Source organism: Litoreibacter ascidiaceicola, assembly GCF_900129235.1.
GTDB lineage: Bacteria > Pseudomonadota > Alphaproteobacteria > Rhodobacterales > Rhodobacteraceae > Litoreibacter > Litoreibacter ascidiaceicola.
Map to the genome: position 1 here is coordinate 1 of NZ_FQUV01000007.1, position 18954 is coordinate 18954.

The 18954-nt window shown below is 59.8% G+C and carries 17 protein-coding genes; 14 read left to right on the top strand and 3 right to left on the bottom strand.

Translation table 11 applies throughout. From position 1 onward, the window contains the following. Positions 1-197 precede the first annotated feature (197 nt). A complete protein-coding gene (locus tag BUB72_RS14080; protein WP_073144972.1) occupies positions 198-1556 on the bottom strand; it encodes an aminotransferase class III-fold pyridoxal phosphate-dependent enzyme in 1359 nt (452 codons plus the stop codon). Between the two features lie 111 nt (positions 1557-1667). Between BUB72_RS14080 and BUB72_RS14085 the strand changes: the two genes are divergently transcribed. The 5 genes from BUB72_RS14085 to BUB72_RS14105 all read left to right on the top strand — a co-directional run bounded on the left by BUB72_RS14085 (position 1668) and on the right by BUB72_RS14105 (position 7919). Further along, complete coding sequence (locus BUB72_RS14085) at positions 1668-2468, top strand: S49 family peptidase (protein ID WP_073144975.1); 801 nt, start codon at positions 1668-1670, stop codon at positions 2466-2468. Between the two features lie 184 nt (positions 2469-2652). Beyond that, positions 2653-3600 carry a calcium/sodium antiporter gene (locus BUB72_RS14090; protein WP_073144977.1) on the top strand — a complete coding sequence of 316 codons (948 nt, stop codon included), beginning with the start codon at positions 2653-2655 and terminating at the stop codon, positions 3598-3600. Continuing rightward, the gene (locus BUB72_RS14095) at positions 3601-4386 is read left to right on the top strand and encodes an SDR family oxidoreductase (protein WP_073144979.1); all 786 of its coding nucleotides are present in this window, start codon (positions 3601-3603) and stop codon (positions 4384-4386) included. It abuts the gene before it with no gap. Between the two features lie 308 nt (positions 4387-4694). After that, a complete protein-coding gene (uvrC, locus tag BUB72_RS14100; RefSeq protein WP_073144981.1) occupies positions 4695-6584 on the top strand; it encodes an excinuclease ABC subunit UvrC in 1890 nt (629 codons plus the stop codon). Positions 6585-6638: 54 nt separating this feature from the next. Then, positions 6639-7919 carry an acetylornithine deacetylase/succinyl-diaminopimelate desuccinylase family protein gene (locus BUB72_RS14105; protein WP_073144983.1) on the top strand — a complete coding sequence of 427 codons (1281 nt, stop codon included), beginning with the start codon at positions 6639-6641 and terminating at the stop codon, positions 7917-7919. Positions 7920-7962: 43 nt separating this feature from the next. Here BUB72_RS14105 and BUB72_RS14110 read toward each other — a convergent pair whose 3' ends face one another. Together BUB72_RS14110 and panC are read right to left on the bottom strand one after the other, a co-directional pair. Then, complete coding sequence (locus tag BUB72_RS14110) at positions 7963-8382, bottom strand: hypothetical protein (RefSeq protein ID WP_073144986.1); 420 nt, start codon at positions 8380-8382, stop codon at positions 7963-7965. Between the two features lie 148 nt (positions 8383-8530). Continuing rightward, positions 8531-9376 (bottom strand): pantoate--beta-alanine ligase, encoded by an 846-nt coding sequence (gene panC / locus BUB72_RS14115; RefSeq protein WP_073144988.1) that lies wholly within the window; start codon positions 9374-9376, stop codon positions 8531-8533. A 245-nt stretch (positions 9377-9621) separates the two neighbouring features. Here panC and BUB72_RS14120 point away from each other — a divergent pair, with 245 nt between their 5' ends. The 9 genes from BUB72_RS14120 (at position 9622) to BUB72_RS14160 (ending at position 18945) form a co-directional block, all read left to right on the top strand. Continuing rightward, positions 9622-11094 (top strand): ABC transporter substrate-binding protein, encoded by a 1473-nt coding sequence (locus tag BUB72_RS14120; RefSeq protein WP_073144991.1) that lies wholly within the window; start codon positions 9622-9624, stop codon positions 11092-11094. Positions 11095-11116: 22 nt separating this feature from the next. Continuing rightward, positions 11117-12061 (top strand): ABC transporter permease, encoded by a 945-nt coding sequence (locus BUB72_RS14125; protein WP_073144993.1) that lies wholly within the window; start codon positions 11117-11119, stop codon positions 12059-12061. Then, the gene (locus BUB72_RS14130) at positions 12058-12867 is read left to right on the top strand and encodes an ABC transporter permease (protein ID WP_073144996.1); all 810 of its coding nucleotides are present in this window, start codon (positions 12058-12060) and stop codon (positions 12865-12867) included. Before BUB72_RS14125 ends, BUB72_RS14130 begins: the two co-directional genes overlap by 4 nt. Continuing rightward, the gene (locus BUB72_RS14135; RefSeq protein ID WP_073144998.1) at positions 12864-14417 is read left to right on the top strand and encodes an ABC transporter ATP-binding protein; all 1554 of its coding nucleotides are present in this window, start codon (positions 12864-12866) and stop codon (positions 14415-14417) included. Before BUB72_RS14130 ends, BUB72_RS14135 begins: the two co-directional genes overlap by 4 nt. Before the next feature lie 12 nt (positions 14418-14429). Continuing rightward, positions 14430-15884: an aldehyde dehydrogenase family protein gene (locus BUB72_RS14140; RefSeq protein WP_073145000.1), complete on the top strand. Its 1455-nt coding sequence runs from the start codon at positions 14430-14432 to the stop codon at positions 15882-15884. Positions 15885-15907: 23 nt separating this feature from the next. Further along, a complete protein-coding gene (locus tag BUB72_RS14145) occupies positions 15908-16648 on the top strand; it encodes an SDR family oxidoreductase (protein WP_073145002.1) in 741 nt (246 codons plus the stop codon). Then, positions 16648-17622, top strand: coding sequence for a P1 family peptidase (locus BUB72_RS14150; protein WP_073145005.1), 975 nt, complete (start codon positions 16648-16650; stop codon positions 17620-17622). Before BUB72_RS14145 ends, BUB72_RS14150 begins: the two co-directional genes overlap by 1 nt. Before the next feature lie 63 nt (positions 17623-17685). Continuing rightward, on the top strand, positions 17686-18447 hold the full coding sequence (locus BUB72_RS14155; protein ID WP_073145008.1) for an SDR family oxidoreductase: 762 nt from the start codon (positions 17686-17688) through the stop codon (positions 18445-18447). Further along, positions 18448-18945, top strand: coding sequence for a gluconokinase (locus tag BUB72_RS14160; protein ID WP_073145010.1), 498 nt, complete (start codon positions 18448-18450; stop codon positions 18943-18945). It abuts the gene before it with no gap. Positions 18946-18954 lie beyond the last annotated feature (9 nt).

The window sequence follows — 18954 nt, forward strand, 5'->3', positions numbered from 1 at the left end:
AGCCCGGTAGCTCGTCAGGCTCATAACCTGAAGGTCGTAGGTTCAAATCCTACTCCCGCAACCAAAACTAATACCCCAGAAATACCATAGTTTACAAACCGCCCTCGGGTGGCTTGCACAGTGATGTTGGAATGATGCGTCGGGCAAGCACGCCACCGACAAAACGGTGACGCGTCCCTAACGAAACCCTGAGCGGGTTAAGCGCTAACGGCGGACAAGCCGGCGTCGAGCGCTTCCAATATGGTCGCAACTTCACCTTCGGAAATGATGAGTGGTGGTGACATCAGCAAATTGTTCCCGCCGATACGCACCATTGCACCAGCTTCATAGGCCACATTGAACACTTCCGAGACCGTGGACGGTGCGGCAGGTGATTTGGCGTTTGCATCTGACACCAACTCCAAAGCAGCCATCAACCCATGGCCACCACGCACGTCGCCAACGATATCATACTTGTCTTTCAAGGCCAGCAGGCCGTTGAACAGCTGCGATCCGCGCGGAGCCGCGTTCTCGTTGATCTTCATCCGTTGGGTTTCTCTGATGCACGCCAAAGCAGCGGCCGAACCGACGGGATGCGCCGAATATGTGTAGCCGTGGAAGATGGCCGCGAGGTCTGGGTCGCCGGACTCGAAAGTTTCGGCCACTGCTTCGGACACCATACAAGCACCGAAGGGGAAGTAGCCGGAGGTGATACCCTTGGCCATCGTCATCATGTCGGGCTGAACACCCCAGTGGCGCGAACCGGACCAGTCGCCGGTTCGACCAAAGCCGGTAATGACTTCATCAGCGATCATCAGGATGCCGTAACGGGTGCAGATGTCGCGCATCAGACCCATAAAGGTGGCATCCGGTACGATGACGCCGCCAGCGCCCTGGATCGGTTCCATGATGAAAGCCGCGATGGTGTTGGCCCCCTGAAACTCGATCTCATCAACCATCGCTGCCGCGCAAAGCTGTGCCAGATTGGTGGGGTCGCTCTCGTTGAATGGATTGCGATAGGGGTAGGGCGAGGGAATGTGAAAGCAGCCCGGCAAAAGGGGCTCGTAATTGATGCGGAAACGATTGTTGCCGTTGACCGAGGCACCGCCAAAATGCGTGCCATGGTAGCCCTTCTTCAAGGACAGGAATTTGGTGCGGGACGGCTCTCCACGCACCTTATGATACTGTCTCGCCAAACGTAGCGCGGTTTCCACAGCGTCGGACCCACCTGAGGTAAAGAACGCCCGCCCCATTCCATCGGGCGCGAACATTTCGCGCAGCTCGTAGCTTAGTTCAATGGCTGGCTCGTTGGAGGTTCCAGCGAAGGCGGAGTAGTAGGGAAGCACCTGCAATTGATCGGCGATGGCCTTCTTGATCGGATCACATGAGTAGCCGACATTCACGCACCAAAGGCCCCCAACGCCATCCACAACCGTCTTCCCGCTCATGTCGGTAATGGTCGAGCCTTGCGCCGATGAAATGATGCGCGGCGGGTGAGCTTGCATGGCGCCCGGGTGGCCCATTGGATGCCACATGTGGCGCGCGTTGTTTTCGTTGAGGAAGTTAGAGTCTTTCATTTGGCGTCTCCCGAAGCTGTTGGCCAAGGGTTGCGCCAAAAGGCAACGCCTGCAAGCCCGTTTCCGACATCGCCCTTGTTTGGAACGGAGGGGGGCTCTACATGGCTAGGAATGAAACGTTTTATTCCTTTTGTGAAGTCGCCGCCGACGGTCAACGTCGTCGCGATGAGCGGTGTGATCGCGGCTGGCGGTCGGGGCGGCAATCTTAACGACGCGGGGTTGGCGTCGATCCTGCACAAAGCCTTCAAAAAGGGTAAACCGGCTGCTGTTGCCCTGCAGTTAAACTCACCCGGTGGCTCTCCCGCTCAAAGCTCTCTGATCGGCGCGCGCATCCGGCGTTTGGCCGATGAAAACGATGTACCCGTCTTCGCGTTTGTCGAGGACGTGGCGGCGTCGGGGGGATACTGGCTCGCCGCGAGTGCGGACCACATCTATGTGGATCACAGCTCTATCGTCGGTTCTATTGGTGTGATCTCTGCAAGCTTCGGGTTTCACGAGTTGATGCAACGCCAAGGCGTCGAGCGTCGCGTGCATACAGCGGGCAAGGACAAATCGATGCTTGATCCGTTCCGGCCGGAGCGGCCCGCCGACATCAAGCGCTTGAAGGCGTTGCAGGCGCAAATCCACGACACATTCATCGCGCATGTCAAATCCCGCCGGGCGGCCAAACTGTCCGACGATAGCGACTTGTTTACGGGTGAGATTTGGGTGGGCGAGAGAGCGATAGAGGTTGGCCTTGCAGACGAAGTCGGCCACTTGGTGCCGGTGATGAAAGATCGGTTTGGCGACAATGTCCGCTTCAACACCTTTGGGCCAAAACGCTCCCTGTTTCAACGGTTTGGGGCGCGGGTTCTGACGGACACGATTGATCAGCTCGATGAAAAAGCGCTTTGGGCGCAGTTCGGGCTTTGACCTCATGATATTCAAGATCATCACATTGTTTCTTGTCGGCATGGCTGTGTTGGCGATGTTTGGTAAGCTTAAGTTCCCAAAAATTGGCCCGAAACTGGGAGCGAAAACCGCGTTGAAATGCAGCAAATGCGGAAGTTACAGAATAGGCAAGGGTCCGTGCCCCTGTCAGAAAAAGGGCTAAGGCATGCTTGAAGTTCTAGGGGCGCTCGGCGGGCTGATTATCCTGCTGTTGGCTGGCGATGCCCTTGTGCGTGGCGCGGTAAACTTGTCTTTGCGGCTTGGCATTCCGGCATTGATCGTAAGCCTTACCGTCGTTGCCTTCGGCACGTCAGCGCCAGAGCTTCTCATTGCAATTCAAGCGGTGATTGACGGTGTTCCCGGTTTGGCTTTGGGCAATGTTGTAGGCTCGAACACGGCCAACGTGTTGCTGGTGTTGGGTATACCCGCGTTGTTTTACGGGCTTCCGTCAAGCCAGTCACGTACGCAAAAAAGCTACCTCCAGATGATCGCGGCGACACTCCTCTTCATTGCTGTCAGTTTCTTCGGACCAATCACATGGGTGCACGCTTTGGTGCTGCTAGCGGGTATGGCGCTGATTCTGACGGATCAGTTCCGCGACGCGCTTAGTGGCCGTGCCGCCGCAGCGCAGGAGGAACCGGAGGGTGCAGACCCTACGATGCGCGGTTGGAAAATCGCGGCCTACCTGATTGTGGGCCTTATTGGACTTCCGCTCGGGGCGAGTCTTTTAGTTGAAAACGCCAGCGCGATCGCGACCCGTATGGGGGTGTCTGATACTGTCATCGGCCTGACCCTCGTCGCCGTTGGCACCTCACTTCCGGAACTCGCGACCACTGTGGTTGCCGCAATGCGCAAGCACGCCGATGTGGCTTTGGGCAACGTGATCGGGTCCAACATATTCAACCTACTTGTGATTATCGGCATTGCTGGTTTGGTTGGCCCGCTCCCTGTTCCACCCGCGTTCCTACGCTTTGATTTGTGGGTGATGTTGGCCTCATCATTGATCCTGTTTCCAGTTGTGTTCTGGCACAAAGATCTGGGCAAACGTTGGGGCTTCGCGCTGTGCGCGTTATATGTCATCTACATTGTGATTGTGTTGGGCGCAGAGGCGTAAATGACGAACGGGCGGGCATTGGTAACAGGGGCATCGGACCGGCTGGGTCGCGCTATGGCGCTGAAGCTGGCCGATATGGGGTTTGATGTAGCGGTGCACTACGCCTCGTCCTCCGAAGCCGCCGCAGAGACTGTCGCGCTGATAGAGGCGAAGGGGCGCAAAGCCGTGGCTTTGCAAGCAGACCTGCTGGACATGGACGCAGCAGAGGAGTTGGTTCCCGCCGCTGCCAAAGCAGTGGGGCAACCGCTGACAGTCCTCATCAACAACGCCTCGATATTCGAGTACGACACTCTTCACTCTGCCACCCGCGAGGGGTGGGACCGCCACATGGGGTCCAACTTTCAGGCGCCGTTTCTTCTGACGCAGGCCTTTGCCAATCAGGCACCGCAAGTGGGTGAAGATCAAAACGGTGAACGGATAGCGCAGGCAGTGATCATAAACATGATCGACCAGCGCGTTGAGAAACTGACACCTGAATTCATGACCTATACGCTCGCCAAGATGGGGTTGTGGGCACTCACACAGACCAGCGCACAGGCACTAGCCCCGGCGATCCGCGTCAACGCGATTGGACCCGGACCGACATTGCAAGGCGCACGGCAGTCGGATGATCACTTCGCGCGTCAGCGTGCTGCAACCATTCTGGAGCGCGGATCAAACACCGACGATATCACGTCTGCGGTGGAATATATTGTCAGATCACCGGCGCTGACGGGGCAACTTTTATGCATCGACGGGGGCCAACATCTTGGATGGCGCACTCCCGACGTTCTGGGCGTTGAATAGAGGAAAAGTACTAGCTTTTTGCCGTATCGGGATTGACTTGTCCACGTCAGCGATTGCCGTCACGAATCTGTTACTAAAAGCTTAATGTTTTCAGATGTTTGCCAAAGTTGATAAAAAATAACATTTAAAAACAATGCCTTAATTTACTGCCTAATTTTTGTGCAACTAGCTGGTGGCCCCGAAAACTAACGATAATTTCCAGCTCACCGCATTTCCCCCACAAGGTTATCCACAGGAACAGTGGAAACCTTTTATCTTGAACCCATCTGCGCGACATTGCAGCGAAGGTAAGGAATCACGCAGTACTCATGACTGACGCTAAGTCACCCTCAGACGCCACCCCCGAAGCTTCCGTAACGTTAACGGGGCATGCCTGCGTGCAGTCCTATCTCAAGACGCTCGACAACTCTCCGGGCGTGTACCGAATGCTCGATGCGCAGCAACGCGTGCTTTACGTTGGCAAAGCGCGGTCACTGAAGAAGCGCGTGTCCAACTACGCCAATCCCAACGGCCACAGTCCGAGGATCGAGCGGATGATTTCGGAAACATCGTCAATGATGTTTCTGACGACAAAGACCGAAACGGAGGCGCTGCTGCTGGAGCAGAACCTGATCAAGCAGCTGAAGCCGAAATTCAACGTGCTGCTTCGTGACGATAAAAGCTTCCCGAATATTCTGGTGACCAGCACGCACAAGTTTCCGCAGATCAAAAAACATCGCGGCGCTAAACGCGAGAAGGGGGATTATTACGGCCCCTTCGCGTCTGCCGGCGCGGTGAACCGGACGTTGAACCAATTGCAGCGCGCGTTTTTGCTGCGCAATTGTTCCGACAGCGATTTCGAGACGCGGTCGCGTCCGTGCCTGCAATACCAGATCAAGCGGTGTTCAGCGCCCTGTGTTGGGAAGGTCAGCGAGGCTGATTACGAAAAGCTGGTGCGCGATGCGCAGAAGTTTCTTTCAGGTCGCTCTACCGACATGCAGGAGACCTTGGCAAAACAGATGCAACAAGCTTCCGAGGATATGGAGTTCGAACGCGCCGCCGCCCTGCGCGACCGCATCCGCGCGTTGACCCAAGTGCAGACCACACAAGGCATCAATCCGCAAACGGTGGCCGAGGCCGACATCATCGCCCTGCATCTGGAACACGGGCAGGCCTGCGTGCAGGTCTTCTTCATTCGCGCCAACCAGAACTGGGGCAATCGCGACTTCTATCCCAAGACCGCAAACGCGGCGGAGCCCGAGATTTTGCAAGCCTTCTTGGGGCAGTTCTATTCTGACAAAGAGCCACCTCGCCAGATCATCCTGTCGCACGGGATCGAAGACCCTGACCTGATGGCGGAGGCCTTGGGGCAGAAAATCGGGCGCAAGGTTGAAATCTTGGTCCCGCAACGTGGCGAGAAGCAGGAGCTGGTCACCAGTGCCCTGCGAAATGCGCGCGAAAGTCTGGCGCGCAAGATGTCCGAAAGCGCGACCCAAACGAAACTTCTGAAAGGCGTGGCCGAGGCGTTCGATCTGCCGGAGCCACCGAAGCGGATCGAGGTCTACGACAACTCGCACATCCAAGGAACCAATGCCGTCGGCGGCATGATCGTCGCGGGCGAGGAGGGCTTCCTGCGCAACCAATATCGCAAGTTCAACATCAAGGGAGAGGAGCTGGTGCCTGGCGACGACTTTGGCATGATGAAGGAAGTGCTGCAAAGACGCTTCAAGCGCCTGCAAAAGGAAGACCCGGAGCGTAAGACCGACATGTGGCCCGACCTCCTGCTTATCGACGGTGGCGCGGGGCAGGTGTCAGCTGTTCGCGAGATCATGCGAGAAATGGATGTAGAGGATATCGCCATGATCGGCGTCGCCAAAGGCGTCGATCGCGACGCTGGCAAAGAGGAATTCCACCGCACCGGCAAGCGCCCCTTCGCGCTGCGCCACAACGACCCCGTGCTTTACTTCATCCAGCGTCTGCGCGACGAAGCGCACCGTTTCGCAATCGGAACCCACCGTGCCAAACGCGCCAAGTCGCAATTGAAGAATCCGCTAGACGAGGTCGAAGGCGTGGGACCGAAGCGTAAGAAAGCACTGCTTTTGCATTTCGGATCCGCCAAAGCAGTGGCCCGCGCGAACTTGAGCGATCTGACAAGTGTTGAGGGCGTGTCGGAAGCGATGGCCCGCGCAATCTACGATCATTTCCACGAAAAAGGATAAGGGGCGGGTCGCGCGCACTTGGCAGACACTCCGGTTCTCCATAGCTTGTCAGGTATGAAGACTGACACAGCATTGAGCACCCGTATCGACGCAAAGCGTGACGATCTAATTGCGCTCACCCAAGAGTTGGTGCGCATCCCGACCTTGAACCCGCCGGGCGAGAACTACCGCGAGATTTGCGAATACCTAAAGCAGCGGCTAGAGGCGCGCGGATTCACCTGCGACCTGATCCGCGCCTTTGGGACCCCCGGCGACAGCGAAAAATATCCGCGTTGGAACATTGTCGCCCGATATGACGGCAAGCGTGCTGGCGATTGCGTCCATTTCAACAGTCACACAGATGTGGTCGAAGTCGGGGCCGGCTGGACCAAGGACCCGTTTGGCGGCGAGCTGTTTGACGGAAAAATCTACGGACGCGGCACCTGCGACATGAAAGGCGGCCTTGCCGCATCTATCATCGCGGCCGAGGCGTTCATCGAGCAGCACCCCGATTTTTCTGGCAGCATCGAGATCAGCGGTACCGCCGACGAGGAAACCGGCGGCTACGGCGGCGTGGCCTATCTGGCAGAGCAGGGCCACTACAAAAACGTCCAGCATGTGATCATCCCGGAGCCGCTTCAAAAGGACCGGATTTGCCTAGGCCACCGTGGCGTCTGGTGGGCGGAGGTCGAAACTCATGGCGAGATCGCCCATGGCTCCATGCCCTTCCTTGGCGACTGCGCCGTGCGCCACATGGGCGCGGTCCTGCACGAGATGGAAGAGAGCCTGTTTCCTGCCTTGGCGCAGAAAAAGACGGCGATGCCTGTGGTACCGGTCGGCGCGCGGTCGTCCACGATGAACATCAACTCGCTGCATGGCGGGCAGGCGGAACCTGAGGCGGACTTTACCGGACTGCCCTCTGCTTGCGTCCCCGACCACGCCAAGATGATCATCGACCGCCGCTACCTCATGGAGGAAAGCAAGGGCGAGGTGGAGAGCGAGATACGCGCGATCCTTGAGAAGGTGAAATCAGAGCGCGAAAACTTCCGCTATGACTTGAACGAGATCTGGTCTGTGGAGCCGACCATGGCCCCGAAAGATGCACCGGTAGTGACGTCCGTGGCGAAGGCCATCGGTGATGTTTTGGGGGTCGAAGCCGAATACGTAGTGTCACCCGGTACCTATGACCAGAAACACATCGACCGGATCGGCAAGCTTGATAACTGCATCGCCTACGGGCCGGGCCTGTTGGAACTGGCGCATAAACCTGACGAATACGTCGGGGTAGACGACATGCTCGACAGCGCCAAGGTCATGGCGCTGGTTCTGGTGGATTTGCTGGTGCCCAAGGCGTAGCTAGGAATTCATCCGTTTGTCCTGCGGACGAAGCACAGTTTTGCTATGCCTTTTGTCCACGTCGAATTTCACCGCGCCAAAAAACCAATATTGGCATCAGTATCGCTGTGACCACTTCAGCAAGCATAATCAGAAAAAACAGACCAATGTTCGCTCCGCCCGTGCGATTCTGGGTTTGGTAGAAATAGCCGTCTATAGAGAGCCACACAAAGAACGCCGTCAGAATGGCTAAGCCAATTCCGGCGATGCGCCATGCAGTTGCCCGTGGCAAATCTACAAACAGTGTTGCTATCGCGCCTAGAATAAATGGGACGGCGGGGGTCGACATTCTTTGCAACAATGCATCGTCCATCCATGATCGGTCTGTATCTCCGATAGCGATCCATGTCAGCACATCAAGGGCGAGAACGATGGCTGCTGCTATGATTGCAGCAAAGACGAATATCTTAGTTTCAGATCGCACGTGTCAACTCCTTGAACGCCGTTCATATTTTACTAATCCAGATATGGGCTTTGGCAGAAATATAAAAGGGTTACCCCAGAAATAGCTGCCATGGCTGCATCGCATGGTTTTGGAAAAGCTGATCCCGAGGCAAATTCCGGCACTCCAACTACCCCACCGCAATATTGTCGATTAATCGCACTCCGGCCAGCCATGCGGCGGCCAGCAGTCGTGCGGGGCGGGTGGGGGAGGTCAGCTCCTCCAACGTATCGCAGGCGCGCAGGTCTAGGTATTCGACGTCGGTAAAGCCCGCCCGCTCGATACGGGCCACAGCCTGCGCGCGCAGATCGGCGGCATCTCCTCCGGCCAACAACCCTTCGGCCAATTCCTCCATCGCTGCATTCAGCTCTGGTGCCCAAACGCGGGCGCGGTCGGACAGTAGCAGGTTGCGTGACGACATGGCCAATCCATCCTCCTCGCGGATGGTCGGGCAACCTACAACTTCAATCGGAATATCCAAGTCAGCGGCCAAGCGTGTGACCACCTGCAATTGCTGGAAATCCTTCTCGCCAAAATAGGCGCGGTCGGCTTGGGTTTGCAGGAACAGCTTGCTGACCACAGTCGCGACGCCGTCAAAATGGCCTGGCCTGTGCGCGCCGCACAGCACATTCGTCAGCCCGCCAACAGATACATTGGTGGCAAAACCGTCAGGATACATTGTCGGCCCATCGGGAACATAGACGGCATCAACATCAAGAGGCCCAAGCTTGCGGGCGTCGTCTTCCTCCGTACGCGGATAGTTCTCGTAGTCCTCGGGGTTATTGAACTGCTTGGGGTTGATGAAAATAGTCACGATCACGCGGTCGCAGCCTTCCTTGGCCGCGCGCACAAGGCTCAGATGCCCCTGATGCAACGCTCCCATGGTCGGCACCACGCCCACGGTTTCACCGCTCTGTTTCCATCTCGCAACCATCCCGCGCAAGTCGCTCAGGGAGCGGACAATAGGCGCGCTCATGTCAATTGCTCCGGTGCTGTCTTCGTAAATATGCACCCCGACGCAGGGTCGCTGCGGGGGGCATCTGCGTGGGCTTTACGGGCAGTGGCGCTCATGAGGGCGGGCTTTCTCGCAACAAAGTTGCGCAGGGCCTAGCAATTTAGCGTCTGTGTTACCAGTGGCTTGCGCTTGATTACCTTGCAAATCCGTTACAGACTTCTACCAACGGCGCGGCTGTCGCGTTTACCCGAACGGAGGATACCCCCATGACCCGCTGGATTTTAGGAACCGTGGCAGCAACTGCGCTGCTAACAGGGGCGGCCATCGCCAAAACCGATGTAACCATCGGGCTGCAACTGGAGCCGCCGCATCTTGACCCGACTTCTGCCGCAGCAGGTGCAATCGACCAGGTGCTGTATTCCAACGTGTTCGAGGGGCTGATGCGCTTCGCGTCCGACGGCTCGGTCATTAATGGCTTGGCCGAAGACTGGGACATTTCCGAGGACGGCAAAACCTATACCTTCAAACTGCATCGCGGCGTGAAATTCCACGACGGCACGGATCTGGATTCTGCCGATGTTAAATTCTCGCTCGACCGTGCGCGGGCCGAAGATTCGGTGAACGCTCAAAAGGCGCTGTTCGCCAATATCGCCAGCGTCGAAGCCGTGGATCCACTGACCGTCAAAGTCACGCTGACTGCGCCGCAAGGCAACTTCCTGTTCAACATGGCTTGGGGCGATGCCGTGATTGTGGCCCCCGAAAGCATCGACGACATCAAGATCAAGCCTATTGGCACCGGCGCGTTCAAGTTCGATGATTGGAAGCAAGGCGACAGTATCACCTTGGTGAAGAACGCAGATTACTGGGGTGATGCGGCCAAGCTGGACAAAGCCACGTTCAAGTTCATCTCCGAACCGACCGCCGCCTTCGGCGCTATGATGGCCGAAGACGTGGACGCATTTTACAGCTACCCCGCGCCGGAGAACCTGGCCCAGTTTGAAGCCGACCCGCGCTTTACCGTGCTGGCAGGGAACACCGAGGGCGAAACGATCCTTGCGATGAACAACAAGCAGGCCCCCTTCGACAACAAACTGGTGCGCGAGGCCGTCAGCCATGCCATCGACCGGCAAGCCATCATCGACGGGGCGATGTTCGGATACGGCACGCCCATCGGCTCCCACTTCGCGCCGCATAATCCGGCCTATATCGACTTGACGGGGAACTCTGAATACGACCCCGAGAAAGCCAAAGCCTTACTGGCCGAGGCGGGCATGGCGGACGGCTTCAAGACCACATTGAAACTGCCGCCGCCCTCCTACGCGCGCCGCGGCGGCGAGATCATTGCGGCGCAACTGCGCGCCGTGGGCATCGAGACGGAAATCAGCAACCTTGAATGGGCGCAATGGCTGGAACAGGCTTTCCGTGGCAAGGATTTCGGCCTGACCATCGTGTCGCATACAGAACCGATGGACATCGGCATCTATGCGCGGCCCGACTACTACTTCCAGTATGACAATGCCGACCTGCAAAAGCTGATGGCCGATTTCGATGTCGAGGCGGATGGCGCTAAACGCACCGAGATGCTGCAACAGGCGCAGACCATCATCTCTGAGGATTACGTCAATGCCTACCTTTTCCAGCTGGCCCTGACCTCGGTGGTCAATGCTAAGCTGCAAGGTATCTGGCCAGACGCACCGACGCAGGCGATTGATCTGACCGCCGTCAGCTGGTCCGAGTAAGCGCGGGGCATAGCGCACCATAATGCTACGCTATGCCATCAAAAGAGTAGGCTCGCTCGCGATCTCGCTGATCGTGGCGAGCCTTGTCATTTTTGCCTGTATTGAAGTGATCCCCGGCGACCCCGCATCCTTCATGCTGGGCCTTAACGCGCAGCCCGACACGGTCGCAGCGCTGCGTGAAGAACTGGGGCTGAACGCGTCCCTCGCCACGCGCTATCTGTCGTGGGTAACCGGAATGCTGTCGGGCGACTTTGGTACCTCCTACACGTATCGCTCACCAGTGGCCGAGATCATCGGTGACCGTCTCTGGATATCCCTTCCGCTTGCGCTTATCGCGCTGGGCCTCACGGTCCTCATCGCCTTTCCGGTCGGCATCCTCGCCGCCACCAAACGCGGCTCTTGGGCAGATATGTCGGTGATGGGGGCCACACAACTGGGCATCGCCATCCCGAATTTCTGGTTCGCCATGCTGATGGTCCTGCTCTTTGCCATCAACCTGCGCTGGTTCTCGGCGGGTGGCTTCCCCGGATGGGAAAATCCCGCCGCCGCTTTGAAAGCCTTAACCCTGCCCGCAATCGCGCTGGCCCTGCCGCAAGCCTCGATCCTTGCCCGCGTCATGCGCTCCGCTCTGCTGGATACCTTGTCGGAGGATTACATCCGCACCTGCCGCGCCAAGGGACTAACCCAACGCCAAGCGCTCTGGCGGCACGCCCTGCGCAACGCCATGATCCCGGTTCTGACCATCATCGGCCTGCAATTCTCGTTCCTGCTGGCAGGCGCGATCATCATTGAAAACGTCTTCTACCTGCCGGGCCTTGGGCGCCTTGTCTTCCAAGCCATTTCGCAGCGCGATCTGATCATGGTGGAAAGCGTGGTCTTCCTGCTGGTTTTCGCCGTCATCATGGTCAATTTCGCCGTCGATCTGGCCTATGCGTGGGTGGACCCCCGCCTCAGGGGGCGCGCATGAGGAGTCTCATCTTCGGCCTCGCGCTCACTGTTATGTTTGCGCTGGGCGCGTTGGTTTCCTTCGTCTGGACGCCCTACGACGTCACCGTTCTGGAAATCGCCAACAAGCTGAAGCCCCCCACCGCCGACCACTGGTTCGGCACCGACCATTTCGGGCGCGACATCTTCTCGATGATCATGGTCGGCGCACGCACTTCCATCGCCGTGGCAATCGTCGCGGTCGTCATTGGCATGGGACTTGGCGTGCCCCTTGGCCTTGCCGCCGCTGCCCGCAAAGGCTCGCTTCTGGACGAGGTTATCATGCGCGGCAACGACTTGATCTTCGCTTTTCCCTCGCTGCTGATCGCCATCCTGATCACTGCCATCTTCGGCCCCTCCGCCGTCAACGCCATCATCGCCATCGGCATCTTCAACATCCCCGTTTTCGCCCGCCTGACGCGTGGTGCTGCGCTGTCTCTTTGGACCCGTGACTATGTGCTTGCGGCAAGGGTCGCGGGCAAAGGTGCCACCCGTATCTCGGTCGAACACATCCTGCCCAACGTCGCCAACCTACTGATCGTGCAAGGCACCATCCAGTTCAGTTTGGGCATTCTGGCCGAGGCTGCCCTATCCTATGTCGGCCTCGGCGCGCAGCCCCCAACGCCAAGCTGGGGCCGGATGCTCGCCGACGCGCAAACCCTGATAGCACTTGCGCCCCATGTCGCCCTGTTCCCCGGCTTCGCCATCCTGTTCACCGTCTTGGGCCTGAACCTTGCAGGCGACGGGTTGCGTGACGCGCTGGACCCGAAGCTGAGGGTGATGCGATGACACTCCTGTCCATCGAAAACCTGTCCCTGTCGATCCGCGGCACTCCGATATTGCGGGACGTGTCCCTGTCCGTCGGTCACGGTGAAATCCTTGGCGTCATCGGCGAAAGTGGTTCCGGCAAGTCGCTGACCGCGTTCTCGGTCCTGCAATTGCTGCCAAGTGGCGCGAGCTGCGAAGGGCGCATCAACCTGCTTGGCGAGGACGTGCTGGCCAAATCGGAGTCTGCCCTCTGCGCCATGCGGGGCCGCGACGTGGGTATGGTGTTTCAAGAGCCGATGACTGCGCTGAACCCCGTGCAAACCATCGGCGCACAGGTGGCTGAAACCATCCTGATCCACGAGCCGGACACCTCCAAGGTGGACGCAATGAAGCGCGCCGCCCATGCCCTGACCCGCTGCGAGTTGCCGCAAGACAAGTTCCCCCTCAGCCGCTATCCGCACGAGATGTCCGGTGGCCAGCGCCAGCGCGTGGTGATCGCCATGGCGATTGCCTTACAGCCGAAACTGCTGATCGCGGACGAGCCGACAACGGCCCTCGACGTGACCACACAAGCCGAAATCCTCGACCTGTTGGCCCGACTTGTACGCGAGGATGACATGGGCTTGATGCTCATTTCTCACGACCTTGCCGTTGTCACCGACATGGCCCACCGCATCGCCATCATGAAGAACGGCGCGGTAGTGGAGGAAGGCGGCGCGGACCTGCACCGCACCATGAGCCACCCCTACACCAAGGCCCTGTTCAAGGCGTCCAGCCACCAGCCCGACCGCAACGTAACTCCGCAAGACACGCCACTTTTGCAGGTCCAAAGCGCCACCCGTGACTACACGTTGCCGCGCAAATCCCTGTTCGGTCAGGCGGACAAATTCCGCGCCGTGGACAACGTGAGCTTCCAGATCAAGCGCGGCGAAAGCCTCGGCCTCGTGGGCGAAAGCGGCTGCGGAAAATCGACCTTGACGCGGGCGATCCTCGGGCTTGAACCATTGCAAGGCGGCACAATCCTGCTCGACGGCCAACCCGTCGGCCCAGAGGTGCGCCGCAAGATGCAGGTCGTGTTCCAAGACCCCTATGGCAGCTTCAATCCCCGTCACAAGGTCGCCCGTCTGGTGTCTGAGCCGTTCCATCTGCTGGGCCGCAAAGCCACCGAAGCGGAGATCGACGAAGCGCTCATCTCCGTCGGCCTCACCCCCGCCGACAAGACCAAATACATCCACGAGTTTTCCGGCGGCCAGCGCCAACGCATCGCCATCGCACGCGCCCTGATCATCAAGCCCGAACTCATCGTACTGGACGAGGCCGTATCGGCCCTCGACGTGTCGATCAGGGCGCAAATCCTCGATTTGCTGGCCGATCTGTCCGACCGGTTCGGCCTGACCTATCTGTTCATCTCCCACGATCTGTCCGTGGTTCGCGCCATCACCGACCGTTGCCTTGTGATGCAATCGGGGAAAATCGTGGAGGAGGGCGACACTGAACACCTGTTCACCGCGCCCTCACACCCCTACACTCAAACCCTGATCGCCGCCGCACCGACGCTGCCCGACTTGTAGAAAGGCCCGAACATGAGCATCCAAGACATCTGGTTCGACACTGCCCTGTGCTTCATCGGCGGTGCATGGGTCGACCCCGCCGCAGGGCAGACGCTTGAGCTTGGCAACCCCTCCACGGGCGAGGTCATCTGCCTGATTGCCCGCGGTCAGCAGGACGATATCGACCGCGCGGTGACCGCCGCGCAGGAGGCCCTGCAAGGCCCATGGGCCCGCATGACGGCCCCTGAACGCGGACGCATCCTCGCCAAGATCGGCCTGTTGGTTCTGGAAAACGCCGACAGACTCGCGCGGCTAGAGGCCATGGATGTCGGCAAACCGCTGAAACAGGCGAAAGCCGACGCTCTCGCGCTGGCCCGTTACATGGAATTTTATGGTGGCGCTGCTGACAAGCTGCACGGCCACACGATCCCCTATCTCGACGGCTATACGGTCTACACCCTGCGCGAGCCGCATGGCGTCACCGGCCACATCATCCCGTGGAACTATCCGATGCAGATCATCGGTCGCTCCGTTGGCGCGGCATTGGCCATGGGCAACGCCGCCGTGCTGAAACCGGCGGAGGAGGCCTGCCTGACCGCGTTGGCTTTTGCCGACCTCGCTCGCCAAGCGGGTCTGCCCGAAGGGGTGCTGAACGTGGTTCCCGGCCTAGGCATCGAAGCAGGCGCGGCGCTGTCGGGCCATGCGGGCGTCAATCACGTGTCTTTCACCGGCTCCGTCGGTGTGGGCAAGCTGATCCAGCGCCAAGCGTCCGAACACATCGTCCCCGTCACGCTGGAGCTTGGCGGCAAGTCCCCGCAACTGGTCTTTGACGACGCCGACATCGAGGCGGCCTTGCCGTTCCTCGTGAACGCGGGTGTGCAAAACGCGGGCCAGACCTGCTCTGCCTCGTCACGCATCCTCGTGCAGCGCGGCGTGTTTGACGAGGTGCTGGACCGCATGGCGGCCCGCTACGGCGAGCTACAAGTCGGCCCCGCCATGTCGGACCTTGATGTCGGCCCGCTAATTTCCGCCCGCCAAAAAGAAATCGTTGAAGGCTTCCTCGCCCAAGGCGCATCACTGGAAAAAGCCGCCCAAGGTCAGATCGTTAGCGACGCCCCCGCAGGCGGACACTACGTTGCCCCCACACTATTCGCAGGCGTCAGCCCTGGCCATATCCTCGCCCAAGAGGAAATCTTCGGCCCCGTCCAAGTAGTCATCCCCTTCGATGACGAGGCCGAGGCGCTGTCGATCGCCAACGGCACCCAGTTCGGCCTTGTGGCCTCCGTCTGGTCCCGCGACGGCGCGCGTCAGATGCGGCTGGCAAAAGCGCTGCGCTCGGGTCAGGTATTCCTGAATAACTATGGCGCAGGCGGCGGGGTGGAGCTTCCGTTTGGCGGCACAGGCCTGTCCGGCCATGGACGCGAAAAGGGTTTCGAGGCGCTTTACGGCTTCTCGACCCTCAAAACCGTGGCCGCCCTGCACGGCTGAACATAACATAAGGGAGACACCACATGCGTCTTGAAGGAAAAACAGCAATCGTCACCGGTGGCGCGTCGGGCTTCGGCGCAGGGATCGCGCGTAAGTTTGTGGCCGAAGGCGCGAATGTCATGATCGCAGATTTGAACATGGCGGATGACTTGGTGGCAGAGCTTGGCCAAAACGCCCGCGCGGTAGAGACCAACGTCGCCCAAGACGCCAGCGTTCAAGCCATGGTGCAAGCCACGCTCGACGCCTTCGGGCGCATCGACATCCTGATCAACAACGCAGGCACCACGCACCTGCCGACCCCGATGGAAGACGTCTCCGAAGACGACTTTGACAAGGTGTTCGCGGTGAACTGCAAGTCCGTCTACCTGACCGCCAAACACCTTGTTCCGCTGCTCAAGAAACAGGGCAGCGGGGCCATCCTCAACGTGGCCTCCACCGCTGGCGTCAGTCCGCGCCCGCGCCTGAACTGGTACAACGCCTCCAAAGGCTGGATGAACACCGCGACCAAGGCAATGGCGGTGGAGCTTGCCCCCGAAGGCGTCCGCGTCAACGCGATCAACCCCGTGGCGGGCGAGACGCCCTTGCTCAAAAGTTTCATGGGCGAAGACACACCGGAAATCCGCGCAAAATTCCTGTCCACCATCCCCTTGGGCCGCTTTTCCACGCCCGAGGACATGGCCAACGCCGCCTGCTTCCTCTGCTCCGACGAGGCGTCGATGATTACCGGCGTCTGCATGGAAGTCGACGGCGGGCGGTGCATCTGATGAAAGCCGGTCCGCGCAACCTGATCACCGATGTGGTGGGCCTGAAAGTCGGCAACGCCCAAGACGCCACGCTGAAATCCGGCGTCACCGTGTTGACTGCGGACGTGCCTTTCATGGCGTCGGTGCATGTCATGGGCGGCGCACCCGGCTCGCGGGAAACGGACTTGCTCGACCCTGATAAATCCGTCGAAGGCGTGGACGCGCTGGTCCTCTCTGGCGGCTCTGCTTTTGGGCTGGACGCCGCCTCTGGCGTGACTGCTGGCCTGCGTGAGCAAGGGCGCGGCTTTACGGTGGGCGATATGCGCGTGCCGATCATTCCCGCCGCGATCATATTCGATCTGCTCAATGGCGGGCGCAAGGACTGGGGCGAGAACCCCTACGCCAAACTGGGCCGCGCAGCACTCGACAACGCAACGGCAGATTTCGCTTTGGGGTCGGTCGGAGCTGGCACAGGTGCGACCTCCGCCACCTACAAGGGCGGACTGGGTTCCGCCTCCATCATCCTCGACGACGGCGTGACCGTTGCTGCCATCGTTGCCGCCAACCCCATCGGCTCAGTCGTCACGCCCGCCGGAAAGTTCTGGGCGGCACAGTCCGAGATCGACGCTGAATTCGGCGGTCTTGGCGGCGATCCCGCGTCTTATGGCGCGGTCAGGCTGCCGCTGAAAACCGACGCGGGCGAGGGCGCAAACACCACCATCGCCATCGTCGCCACCGACGCCAAGCTGACCAAGCCGCAGGCCAAACGCATGGCCGTCGCCGCCCATGACGGCATGGCGCGGGCCATCGTTCCGTCGCACACGCCGATGGACGGGGACTTGGTTTTCGCCGTCTCCGCAGGCGAAAAGCAAGGTGATCCACTGATGATCGGTCACGCCGCCGCGACCTGCCTTGCCCGCGCCATCGCCCGCGCGATCTTTGAGGCGACCCCCGCCGAAAACGATCCGCTGCCCTGCTTCAACCCCAATACATAAGCGCTTTTCGGCACGCCGTTTTTCGTGCCACAATACCAGCACTCACACATCAAGGATGACACCATGACCAAGGGCGCCGCTCTTTTCGACCTCACAGGCAAGCGCGCGCTTGTCACCGGCTCCTCTCAGGGCATCGGCTACGCCTTGGCGCAAGGGCTGAAAGACGCAGGGGCCGAGATCATCCTGAACGGGCGTGATGAGGCCAAGCTCGCCGCCGCCGCCAAGGCGCTCGACACGCCGCACACGCTGGCATTCGATGCAACTGACCACGAGGCCGTGCGCAAAGCCGTTGACGACTTCGAGGCCAAAACCGGCCCCATCGACATCCTGATCAACAACGCCGGCATGCAGCACCGCACGGAGTTGGAAAACTTCCCCGCCGAGGCGTTCGAGAAGCTGCTGCAAACCAATATCGCCTCGGTCTTCCATGTCGGCCAAGCCGTCGCGCGCCACATGATCGAACGGGGCGCGGGCAAGATCATCAACATCGCCTCCGTGCAAACTGCCTTGGCCCGTCCCGGCATCGCGCCTTACACGGCGACCAAGGGCGCGGTTGGCAACCTGACCAAGGGCATGGCGACCGACTGGGCCAAACACGGGCTGCAATGCAACGCCATCGCGCCGGGCTATTTCGACACGCCGCTGAACGCTGCACTGGTCGCCGACGCGGACTTCTCCTCTTGGCTGGAGAAACGCACCCCCGCAGGCCGCTGGGGCAACGTCGACGAGCTCGTCGGCGCGGCGGTGTTCCTGTCCTCGCCTGCGTCCAGCTTCGTCAACGGCCACATCCTCTATGTCGATGGTGGCATCACGGCCTCGTTGTAAATGCTGAAAGTCATCGTCATGGGCGTTGCCGGATGCGGTAAGTCCTCGGTCGGGCAAGCCGTTGCAGCCAGGCTCGGCGCGCAGTATTTCGATGGCGACGATCTGCACCCGCAAAGCAATATCGACAAGATGGCCGCAGGTACGCCGCTCAACGACACCGACCGCGCGCCATGGCTCGACAAGGTTGGGATGGCGTTGGCAGAGGCCACCGAGCCGACGCTGATCGGCTGCTCCGCCCTCAAACGCGCCTACCGCAACCGCATCCGCGCGGCCTGCCCGCAAACGCAATTCGCGCACCTTATGGGGGACCGCGCGGTGATCGAGGGGCGCATGTCCGCGCGCAGCGGCCATTTTATGCCCGTCAGCCTGCTCGACAGTCAATTCGCGACGCTGGAACCGTTGCAAGCTAACGAGGCAGGCTTCGCCGTCGACATCGCACAAGACCTGGACGCCGTGGTGCAGCAAATGATCGCCTGCCTGAGCTATCCGAACTCGTGACTTCCCCCC

Coding starts and splice junctions, on each gene's coding strand:
- BUB72_RS14080 (WP_073144972.1), bottom strand. CDS start 1,556: ATGAAAGACTCTAACTTCCTCAACGAAAACAACGCGCGCCACATGTGG.
- BUB72_RS14085 (WP_073144975.1), top strand. CDS start 1,668: ATGAAACGTTTTATTCCTTTTGTGAAGTCGCCGCCGACGGTCAACGTC.
- BUB72_RS14090 (WP_073144977.1), top strand. CDS start 2,653: ATGCTTGAAGTTCTAGGGGCGCTCGGCGGGCTGATTATCCTGCTGTTG.
- BUB72_RS14095 (WP_073144979.1), top strand. CDS start 3,601: ATGACGAACGGGCGGGCATTGGTAACAGGGGCATCGGACCGGCTGGGT.
- uvrC (WP_073144981.1), top strand. CDS start 4,695: ATGACTGACGCTAAGTCACCCTCAGACGCCACCCCCGAAGCTTCCGTA.
- BUB72_RS14105 (WP_073144983.1), top strand. CDS start 6,639: ATGAAGACTGACACAGCATTGAGCACCCGTATCGACGCAAAGCGTGAC.
- panC (WP_073144988.1), bottom strand. CDS start 9,376: ATGAGCGCGCCTATTGTCCGCTCCCTGAGCGACTTGCGCGGGATGGTT.
- BUB72_RS14120 (WP_073144991.1), top strand. CDS start 9,622: ATGACCCGCTGGATTTTAGGAACCGTGGCAGCAACTGCGCTGCTAACA.
- BUB72_RS14125 (WP_073144993.1), top strand. CDS start 11,117: ATGCTACGCTATGCCATCAAAAGAGTAGGCTCGCTCGCGATCTCGCTG.
- BUB72_RS14130 (WP_073144996.1), top strand. CDS start 12,058: ATGAGGAGTCTCATCTTCGGCCTCGCGCTCACTGTTATGTTTGCGCTG.
- BUB72_RS14135 (WP_073144998.1), top strand. CDS start 12,864: ATGACACTCCTGTCCATCGAAAACCTGTCCCTGTCGATCCGCGGCACT.
- BUB72_RS14140 (WP_073145000.1), top strand. CDS start 14,430: ATGAGCATCCAAGACATCTGGTTCGACACTGCCCTGTGCTTCATCGGC.
- BUB72_RS14145 (WP_073145002.1), top strand. CDS start 15,908: ATGCGTCTTGAAGGAAAAACAGCAATCGTCACCGGTGGCGCGTCGGGC.
- BUB72_RS14150 (WP_073145005.1), top strand. CDS start 16,648: ATGAAAGCCGGTCCGCGCAACCTGATCACCGATGTGGTGGGCCTGAAA.
- BUB72_RS14155 (WP_073145008.1), top strand. CDS start 17,686: ATGACCAAGGGCGCCGCTCTTTTCGACCTCACAGGCAAGCGCGCGCTT.
- BUB72_RS14160 (WP_073145010.1), top strand. CDS start 18,448: ATGCTGAAAGTCATCGTCATGGGCGTTGCCGGATGCGGTAAGTCCTCG.